Below are 9,919 nucleotides of genomic sequence, written 5' to 3'. Positions count from 1 at the left end.
AGGTTGTTCGTTAGCAATCGTGAATTAACGATTGAAAACGTTCATGCCAGCGAAGAAGAATGCAACTTCGACAGCAGCAGTTTCAGGAGCATCAGAGCCATGAACAGCGTTTGCATCAATGCTGTCAGCAAAGTCAGCACGGATAGTGCCTTTGTCGGCTTTCTTAGGATCAGTAGCGCCCATCAAGTCACGGTTCTTAGCAATTGCGCCTTCGCCTTCCAATACCTGAATCATGACAGGACCAGAAATCATGAAGCTCACCAAATCTTTAAAGAAAGGACGGGCAGCATGCACAGCGTAGAACTGCTCAGCTTCAGCTTGTGACAAATGCGCCATTCTGGACGCAACAATCTTCAAACCAGCAGATTCGAAACGGTCGTAGATCTTGCCGATCACGTTTTTTGCAACAGCATCAGGCTTGATAATAGAAAGGGTGCGTTCAATAGCCATGTAAAACTCCAATAGTGATTTCAAAGATTTTGCTGATTTGGCGCCAATTTGGACCCAGAAAGATGCCTCTCTCGATTTCCCACAAGGCGCTAGGAATTCAGCGACCCCCGAATTATACATCGGCCGACCGTATTTACCCTGATCTGGGCGTAGCTAAGCTATTGAATTTACAGGGCATAACCCTATGATTTGTAGTCTTTTTCATAGGGGGCTTGAAATTACCCCATTTTGTCTATACTTACTGTCAACAGCCCCTGGTGGGCTCGTGTATTAACTATGAAAAAGGAGTCAATATGAGTGATCTTAACTCTTACGGCTTTGGGCAAACAGGCTCGATTAGCACCCCCCAAATACGCAACCGCGTACTTCGCAATACCTATGCCCTTTTGGCGCTCTCAATGATTCCTACTGTCATTGGCGCATGGCTTGGCGTTGCCTTTGGACTGAACTTCATGGCGGGTAGCCCTTTTATGGGTTTCATCGTCTTTATGGCAATCGCTTTTGGTTTCTTCTGGGCGATTGAGAAAAACAAGGATACCGGAGCTGGTGTCCTGCTGTTGCTTGGCTTCACCTTCTTTATGGGCATCATGATGTCTGGCCTAGTAGGTTACACACTCAATAGCTACAGCAATGGTGCTACCTTGATCATGTTGGCCTTTGGCGGTACTGCAGCGATTTTTGCTGTGATGGCCTCAATTGCCACAGTGAGCAAGAGCGACTTCTCAGGCATGGGTAAATGGTTGATGGTAGGTGTACTGCTCCTGATCGTGGCTTCGTTAGCCAATATCTGGTTACAGTTACCAGCCTTAATGTTGACTGTCATGGTCTTGGCCATCGCAATCTTTTCAGCCTTTATCTTGGTTGATGTACAACGCATCATCAACGGTGGTGAGACTAACTACGTAATGGCTACTTTGGCTATTTACCTGGATGTGTACAACATCTTCACCAACTTGCTCGCCCTCTTAGGCATTGTGGGCGGTGACAGAGATTAAGCAATGGGTTTTAAGTTTTAATTAAAAAGGCACCCGCGGGTGCCTTTTTCTTTGCTTCAATATTGCGAGCAACTGATCTTTTAAAGCAATGAATTACTAGGATCTTTCAAATACTGCCATCGACTCCACATGGGATGTGTGGGGGAACATATTAACGATCCCCGCACTCTTGAGAACATAACCAGCCTGATGACAGAGAATGTCCGTATCTCTAGCTAAGGTCTTGGGATTGCAGGACACATACACAATGCGTTGTGGCGGTAGATCACTGCCTTGCTCATGGAGTTGGGCTAAGGCCTGGCAAATTTCCATGGCACCCTCACGTGGGGGATCCATCAACCAACGCTCAGCTTTGCCCCACGAGGCGATTGTCTCTGTGCCCACTTCAAATAAATTGCTTTGCATAAAGCTGGCTTTATCTGCGAGCTGGTTATGCTCTGCATTGGCTTTGGCTCTGGTAGTGAGACTTTCTAAGCCCTCAATACCCAGAACTTTGCTGGCCCTTCTTGCCAGCGGTAGAGTGAAATTACCAATGCCGCAGAATAAATCAAGCACACGATCATTTGCTTGAACCTCTAGGAGACGAATCGCCCTACTCACCAAGGCACGGTTCATCATATGATTGACCTGTGTGAAATCGGCCGGCTTAAATGGCATCTCAATCTCAAACTCAGGTAAACGGTAGCAAAGCTTGCCTGTTAGAGGATAGAACGGTGCAACGGTTTCTATACCTTTGGGTTGCAACCATATCCAGACTTGATGCGCATCTGCAAAATCTCGGAGCAACTGTTCATCTGCTGACGTTAGTGGCAGGAGATTTCTGAAGACCAATGCCGTGACTGGCTTTAACTTTTTAGGGTCTTCTGAATTGGGGTCCTCGGGCTCACCTACTGCGATTTCAATTTGCGGCATACGATCGACGATGGAAAGAGCCATGACCAATTTACGCATCTCGGGCAACAGATCAGAAACATGCTTTGGCAAAATCTCACAAGCCGTCATATCCGCGACATAGCCACTCTTGCCCTCATGAAATCCAATCAACACCGTTCCTTTTTTAATGGAACGATTGACAGCGCTTAAGCGTGCGCGATGACGGTATTCCCAAGCAGGACCCCCCATCGGCCGAAGAATTTCTTCAGGGGAAACTTTTGCTATGTGCTTTAGATCATCCTCAAGAACGCGCTGTTTCATGGCTACTTGAGCCCGAATATCCAAGTGCTGCATGGTGCATCCACCACACACTCCAAATGCTTTACATTTAGGTTCCGCTCTGAATACTGCAGGCTTGAGAATGTTCAGCACCTTAGCTTTACTAAAGCGAGCTTTGTCTTGTGTCACAACATAGGTGACTAGCTCGGTGGGTAGCGCGCCTTTGATAAAAATGACTTTACCGCTTTGACCAGAATCTAGCTCATGCCCAGCCTCTTCTTCAGTGAGCGCTAAGCGCGCAATGCCTTGTGCATCGAGATCAAGGGAATCTACTCGTACCGGCTCAGTCACAACAATGTGGACTGGCTTTTCTCCTCTACGCATCGGGAGCAAAGTCCAAGAGATATTCTTGCCACTGCTCGCCATGCGGCTCTTGAGATTCTTTTTCTAAGTAGGCTTTTACGAAAGTGATTTCTTCTTTGTATTCTTCTAATGAGAAGCCACCACGCATCAACTGAAAGCGGCAGTACATCAGATAAGTGTTAACCACATCGGTTTCGCAATAGCGACGAATCTCGTCAATTCTGCCTTCTTGATAAGCAGGCCAAACTTGACCGCCATCCATTCCCATCTTGCCAGGGAAGCCGCAGAGTTTTGCCAGGCCATCCAAGGGAGCATTGGCACGACCATTAAATTTAGCCAAGAGATCCATCAAGTCCAGATGACGCATGTGATAACGACTGATGTAGTTGTTCCACTTAAATTCACGGCTATCGTTTTCTTGGCTCTCGCCCATTTCCCAATAGCGTGGTGCTTGCACATGATTTGCTAGCGCACGGTAGTGCAGTACTGGCAGGTCAAAACCACTGCCATTCCAGGAAACCAACTGCGGGGTATATTTCTCTACTAACTCAAAGAAGGTCTGTATCAATACCTTCTCATCATCTTGCGCTGTGCCTAAGGTACCAACTTTAATTTGGGGTGAGCCATCTTTAGTTGTTCTACGAATAACGCAGGAAATAGCACAAATCCGTTGTAGATACAGTGGCAGAAACTCACTACCGGTTTTCTCAGCCCGCTCTGCCATTGCTTTGGCAGCAACCTCGCTATCTGAGAGTGCATCCGGATAGTCATTAAGACGACGTAATCCTGCTACATCAGGAATAGTTTCAATATCGAAAATGAGAACTGTTGCCATACTTAAATCGCTAGCAAGTTATTGAGAGCAATTACTGCAAGTATGGCGTTGGGTTTACTGGCTTGCCATTCACACGGAGTTCGAAATGGAGTTTTACAGAATTTGTATCAGTATCGCCCATCTCAGCAATCTTCTGATCCTTCTTCACCGCATCACCCTCTTTTACTGAGAGCATACGGTTATGGGCATAAGCTGTGAGATATGTGTTGTCGTGTTTGATAATGACAAGGTTGCCATAGCCACGCAAGCTATTACCAGCGTAAACCACTTTACCATCCGATGCTGCGGTAATAGGTTCCCCTAACTTACCAGCGATATCAATGCCTTTAGTCTTCTCACTGAATTCTTCAGTGACCTTGCCTTTAGCTGGCCATGACAAACGAATCCCCGGCTCTGCAACGATTTCTTTAGGGGCTTCTTTGGCAGCATCCATCTTTGGTGCATCTGCTTTCGGAGTATCACTAGCCGTTTTTGGAATTGGCTTAACAGTTAATTTGCTGCTAGCTGGAGGCCTTACCAAAATGAGGTCACCCACTTCAATTAAGTTTGGGTTGGATAAATTATTCGACTGCGCTAAATCTCGCGGAGATTGTCCATTATCTAAAGCAATCCGAGCCAGAGTATCGCCACGTTTGACGCGATAGTATCCAGGCGGTGTAGGCTCACTAGCTCCACCACTTCGATCAACCACATTCGCTGGCTTAGCCCTAGGTGTGGTCGAGCAACCGACATTGAATGCCAAAGTAGCAATTGCCAGAAGCAATAGAAGATATCTAAACATAGGGTTTATTGGGTTTTTCATACTACCCCTGATTGTAAGGGGACAAAAAAGACCTCGTCTAGAACGGTTCTTTGATAGCGCTGAGAGCTCATCCGCTCAACCATAATCAACTGCTGCTCTTTCTCATTTTTGGCTACTGGAGCCACAAGACGGCCGCCAATAGCCAGTTGATCCAGTAAGGCATCCGGAATACCCAATCCAGCAGCTGCCAAAATAATTCCATCAAAGGGGGCCGCTTGGGGGAGTCCCAAAATACCATCACCATAGATCAGACGCAGGTTTTTGATCCGAAATGGACGTAGCTTCTCTCTAGCCATGTCGTGCAAAGGACGAATGCGCTCAATTGAATACACCTCATCCGACAACAAACTCAGTACCGCTGCTTGATATCCGCAACCAGTACCGATTTCCAATACTTTGCCCAACTGCTGCTTAGGCTTATGCAAGAGCTCAATCATGCGAGCAACTACTGATGGCTTGGAAATCGTCTGAGAATGACCGATAGGCAAAGCAGTATCTTCGTAGGCTTGAGGATGCATGCCCGCATCCATAAATGCATGACGAGGAACCGTAGCAATCGCTTCTAATGTTTTGCCGTGCTTAACCCCGGCAGCGAGCACTTTCGCAGCCAAGGCTTGCCGGTGACCGGCATTACGTTCCGCAGCTGGCCTCAACCGCGGGTCCAACCATTGGCACGCATCGCAGCTAAACGCGCATGATGAGTCAAATCCAACTGCATAGGTGTGATCGAGATACACCCTTCAGCAATCGCATGAAAGTCGGTACCTTCAGAACTATCTTTTGCATGTCCAGCAGCACCAATCCAGTAAATATCATCACCACGCGGACTCTTTTGAAGCACTACTGGTTGTGAGTGATGGCGATTACCTAAGCGGGTTACCCGCCAGCGATTGAGATCAGCATAGGGACGATTTGGAATATTCACATTCAGCAAGGTAGCTGCGCCATCGGTGTGAGTCAACTGAGATGCCAACATTTGCGCGACGATATCGTGAGCCGCTTTAGCAGCATCATCAATCCGGTTCCAGCCTTTATCAATCTGTGAGAAAGCAATGCCAGGGACACCAAACATGACGCCTTCAATTGCGGCAGCTACAGTGCCTGAGTAAAGGGTATCTTCACCCATGTTCTCGCCTTGATTAATACCGGAGACTACGAGATCCGGTTTTTCATCTAAGAATCCTGTCATGGCGATATGAACGCAATCGGTTGGCGTACCATTAATAAATAGGAAGCCATCACGCTCACCGCCAGCTACTCGATGAATCGACAGTGGTCGTGACAGTGTCAATGAGTTGGAAGCCCCGCTGTGATTTTGCTCTGGGGCAATGACGGTTACACGACCCAATGGGCGAATGGCATTGACCAAGGCCAAAAGACCAGGAGCAAGATAGCCATCATCATTTGAAATCAGAATATGTGGCTGCATTGTGTTTTCACTCATGAATATCAATACTTTCTATGTAGCCTTAGGCCTTTGCCATCTGGCTTAGCGCTCGACCTCTGAACCATCCATATATTACTGGTAATACCAAGAGGGTCAAAATAGTGGTCGTCACCATACCCCCCACAATTACTAGGGCTAAGGGGCGTTGGGCCTCTGAGCCAATCGAATGGGATAAAGCGGCAGGCAATAGCCCCAGACCTGAAAGTGCCGCAGTCATCAGTACTGGGCGAACTCGTAAGGAAGCGCCCTCCACCATGGCATCTTTCATTGCGTGATGCTCGGTAGCTGCCGTCTTATTGATGAAGGAGATCAAAATCACCCCGTCCTGAATCGCGATCCCAAATAAGGATAAGAATCCAAAGAAGGCGGAAATACTCAGAGTCTCGCCAGCAAGATGCAAAGCAATGACGCCGCCAATGGCTGCAAACGGCACGTTAATCATCACAATGACTGCGTCTCGGAAATTACCAAAAGCACTAACAAGCAATAAGAAGATGCCTAGCAAGGCTAATGGCACGATCAGCATGAGCTTCTTCTGTGCCTGCTTCATTTGATTAAATTGACCATCCCAACTAATGGAATAGTTTGGCGGCAAGGTGATGTTCTTCTCGACTAAGAATTGCGCATCCTCTACAGCGCTACCCAAGTCACGGTTACGTACACTGAACTTAATCGCGATGTAACGCTTACCAGCTTCACGATAGATGAAGAATGGGCCATCACTTAATTGAACCGTTGCAACCATCGACAAAGGAATAGCTGCGCCGTTAGGTGAATCTACTAATAGGTGGCCAATATCAGCAATGTCATTACGACTCCCTTCATTTAAGCGAATCGCTATACCAAAAGTCTTTTCATCCTCAAGGAGATTTGTCACCGCTGCACCACCAATGGCATTGGCCACTAACGTTTGAATGTCATTGACGTTAATACCGTAACGTGCAGAGCGCTCACGATCAATCTGAATGTTTAAAGTTGGTTGACCCAATTCCTTGAGGATACCCTCGTCTGCAACACCGCGAATTTTCTTAAGTTGCTCAATTACCTCATGGGCTTTTTGATCTAGAACCTCAAGGTCTGTGCCGTAAATCTTGACCGAGTTCTCTCCCTTCACTCCAGAGAGCGCCTCATTCACGTTGTCTTGAATGTATTGCGAGAAACTATAAGTAACGCCCGGAATCTTATTGAGCTCCGCTTCTAGATGGGTAATCAAGTCTTTCTTACTCGACCCGCTTGGCATCTTGTCGGGACCCTTTAAATACAAACCGTATTCTTGATTAAATACGCCAGTGGAATCCGTGCCATCATCCGGACGACCAATTTGAGCGGCAACCTTTTCAATCTCAGGTTGTTTTAAGAAAGTCTCGCGTAATTGATTAGCAATTTTTACAGAGTAATCGAGATCCACTGTATTGGGCAAAGTCACGCGTAGCCAAATATTATTCTCTTCTAGCGTTGGTAAGAAAGCAGTACCCAGACGGGTAATACTTAATAAAGTCAGACCCAATACAAACACTGCAACTGACACGACAGTTAATGGGCGATCCATCCATTTTCTGAGTAAAGGCTTGTACCCGTCAAGTAAGCGAGTAATGAATCCCGGTGGCTTGTGATGCAAGTTCTCACCAAAAACCAAGGAGATCATGGCTGGCAAGAATGTCAGACTTAAGATCATTGCCGCGATCAAGGCAAAGCCCATGGTAAATGCCATTGGCTTAAAGATGATGCCCTCTACTCCGCCCATAAAGAACAAAGGAGAGTAGGCAACAATAATGATGCCGGTCGAATAAATCATGGCGCGCTGTACTTCGCTTGTTGCCAAGATAATGCTTTGATTAAGGCGCTTGCCACCTTCCTCTAGATGGCGCATCACGTTCTCCGTCAGGATGACCGCAGAGTCGACAATTACACCAAAGTCAATTGCGCCAAGAGAAATCAAGTTAGCCGGAACGCTCCATAAATGCATCTGAATAAACGATACGCACAGAGCCAATGGAATTACTGCAGCCACAACTGCTGCTGCACGTAAATTACCCAAAAAGAAAAAAAGCACCGCGAGAACTAAGGAGATTCCGAAGAACAGCGTGTGCTTCACCGTGCCGATGGTGATATCCAAGAGCACTTGGCGGTCGTAGAAAGGCTTTACTTCAATTCCGGGTGGCAAGATTTGTTTGTTGATGTTCTCAACCGTATTACGAACTCGGGCCAGTACTTCAGTGGCATTCTCACCACGACGCAAGTAAACAATGCCTTCAACAGAGTCAGGGTTCTCGTTGAACTGAAACATCCCCAAACGTGGTGCATTGCCAATTTCTACACGCGCCACATCACCAATCCGAATCGGTACCCCGTTGTGAATGGAGACTACTACCCGCTTAATATCATCGATACTTTTTAAAAGCCCTACTCCACGCACTACAAACTGCTGCTCACCGCTAGGCAATAGTCCGCCACCGGTATTGCTATTCGCATTGGTTAAAGCGGTAATCAATTCATTAACAGTGATGCCCTTCGATTGCAAACCTTCTGGACTAACAATCACTTGATATTGGCGAACCTTGCCACCAAATGAAGAAACATCCGCAACCCCAGGGGTTTGCTTTAGCTCCTTATAAATCTCGTAGTTCTGCAGTGTCTTGAGATGGGATGATGAGGCGTAATCAGACTTCACCTCATAGCGCATGATCTCACCAGTGGCATCGGAGTCCGGGCTAACGCTGGAAGTAACCCCATCTGGAAAGTTCACATTAGACAGGCTGCTCATAAAACGTTGACGTGCTTGAAATGGGTCCGTCGTGTCGTTGAATTTCAGAGTTACAACTGATAGGCCAAATAAAGACACTGAACGGAAAGCCTGAAGACCAGGTATACCTGCCAAGGCATTTTCTACCGGAATGGTCACCTGCTGCTCTACCTCAGTCGTGCTTCGGCCAGGCCATTGAGAAATCGCCTGAATCGTTAATGGCGCTACACCCGGGTATGGCTGTATTGGCAACTTAGATAGGCTATACATTCCCAAACCGAGAAGCACAATTGAACCGACGATGACAAGCACCCGTTTTTCAAGTACACCTCGAATGAAAGAAGTAAAGGCGCTCACTTAACTAATCTTCCTGCTTTGCAAATCGATCGTTTAGTAGCACTGCACCTTCTGCCAGTATGCGCGAACCAGGTTCAATGCCACTGGTAATCGCAAAGGCCTTGCTATTTAAGTCGTAACCTTTAACAGGAATGCGACGATACACTTCGTCTCCAGCCCGAATAATTACATAACGCATCTCGCGTATGCGGACCACGGCTGTTTGTGGCACAACGATAGCATCAGCCATGCCGGTGGTGAGCTTGGCAGAGGCGTACATATCAGGACGCAAAAGGTCATCATGATTATCTATATCCGCACGAATCAATAAAGCGCGAGTTTGCGGATCAATCGTGGGAGCAATATAGTTTGCGTAAGCTACGAACTCTTTATCCGGATAGGCTTCTACCTGCAAAACTATTTTCTGACCAGACTTAATTAAGCGCAAGTCTTGTTCAAACACATTGCCCAAGAACCAGAGTTGCTTTGGATCTGCTAAGGTAGCAATCACATCACCTGAGTCCACCGCAGAACCAGGCTCCACATTCCGCTTAACCACCACACCCTTTAGGGGTGATCGCATCACTAAATTGCTTTGAGTTTTACCGGTAGCTTCAATTGTCCTGATATCACCATCGCCAGCACCAAGATTACGCATACGATTTGCGGCCGCTTGTTGGGTAATGCGAGCATCCCCAAGTAAATCACCCATGGTCTTGCTAGATTCCAATACCCTAGCTGTTTTTGATGAGAGCAAATATTCTTGCTGAGCTGAAATAAATTCTGGGCTATAGAG

Annotated in this window: 8 protein-coding genes and 1 pseudogene; 1 reads left to right on the top strand and 8 read right to left on the bottom strand. The window is 47.0% G+C overall.

From position 1 onward, the window contains the following. Positions 1-24: 24 nt before the first annotated feature. Positions 25-450 carry a nucleoside-diphosphate kinase gene (gene ndk, locus B7Y67_RS07460; RefSeq protein ID WP_046330292.1) on the bottom strand — a complete coding sequence of 142 codons (426 nt, stop codon included), beginning with the start codon at positions 448-450 and terminating at the stop codon, positions 25-27. A 293-nt stretch (positions 451-743) separates the two neighbouring features. On the opposite strand from ndk, the gene B7Y67_RS07455 reads away from it, so the two are divergent. Beyond that, the gene (locus B7Y67_RS07455) at positions 744-1,445 is read left to right on the top strand and encodes a Bax inhibitor-1 family protein (protein ID WP_293598098.1); all 702 of its coding nucleotides are present in this window, start codon (positions 744-746) and stop codon (positions 1,443-1,445) included. Between the two features lie 96 nt (positions 1,446-1,541). Here the strand turns inward: B7Y67_RS07455 and rlmD are convergent, their stop codons facing one another. The 7 genes and pseudogenes from rlmD to B7Y67_RS07420 all read right to left on the bottom strand — a co-directional run. Continuing rightward, positions 1,542-2,981 (bottom strand): 23S rRNA (uracil(1939)-C(5))-methyltransferase RlmD, encoded by a 1,440-nt coding sequence (rlmD, locus tag B7Y67_RS07450; RefSeq protein ID WP_293598099.1) that lies wholly within the window; start codon positions 2,979-2,981, stop codon positions 1,542-1,544. Further along, on the bottom strand, positions 2,974-3,795 hold the full coding sequence (locus B7Y67_RS07445) for a 3'-5' exonuclease (protein WP_293598097.1): 822 nt from the start codon (positions 3,793-3,795) through the stop codon (positions 2,974-2,976). Before B7Y67_RS07445 ends, rlmD begins: the two co-directional genes overlap by 8 nt. Before the next feature lie 31 nt (positions 3,796-3,826). Further along, a complete protein-coding gene (locus B7Y67_RS07440; protein ID WP_293598096.1) occupies positions 3,827-4,597 on the bottom strand; it encodes a peptidoglycan DD-metalloendopeptidase family protein in 771 nt (256 codons plus the stop codon). Next, positions 4,594-5,217, bottom strand: a pseudogene (locus tag B7Y67_RS07435) (protein-L-isoaspartate(D-aspartate) O-methyltransferase); the annotation flags it as partial. The gene B7Y67_RS07440 and the pseudogene B7Y67_RS07435, both read right to left, overlap by 4 nt. Positions 5,218-5,246: 29 nt before the next feature. Beyond that, the gene (gene surE, locus B7Y67_RS07430; protein ID WP_293598095.1) at positions 5,247-6,041 is read right to left on the bottom strand and encodes a 5'/3'-nucleotidase SurE; all 795 of its coding nucleotides are present in this window, start codon (positions 6,039-6,041) and stop codon (positions 5,247-5,249) included. Between the two features lie 25 nt (positions 6,042-6,066). Next, positions 6,067-9,144: a CusA/CzcA family heavy metal efflux RND transporter gene (locus B7Y67_RS07425; RefSeq protein WP_293598094.1), complete on the bottom strand. Its 3,078-nt coding sequence runs from the start codon at positions 9,142-9,144 to the stop codon at positions 6,067-6,069. Positions 9,145-9,148: 4 nt separating this feature from the next. After that, positions 9,149-9,919: efflux RND transporter periplasmic adaptor subunit (locus tag B7Y67_RS07420; protein WP_293598093.1), on the bottom strand; the 771-nt coding region annotated here is incomplete at its 5' end.

Source organism: Polynucleobacter sp. 35-46-11 (assembly GCF_002281105.1).
The sequence above is the reverse complement of the archived record's forward strand: the minus strand, read 5'-3'. Positions and strand labels throughout refer to the sequence as shown.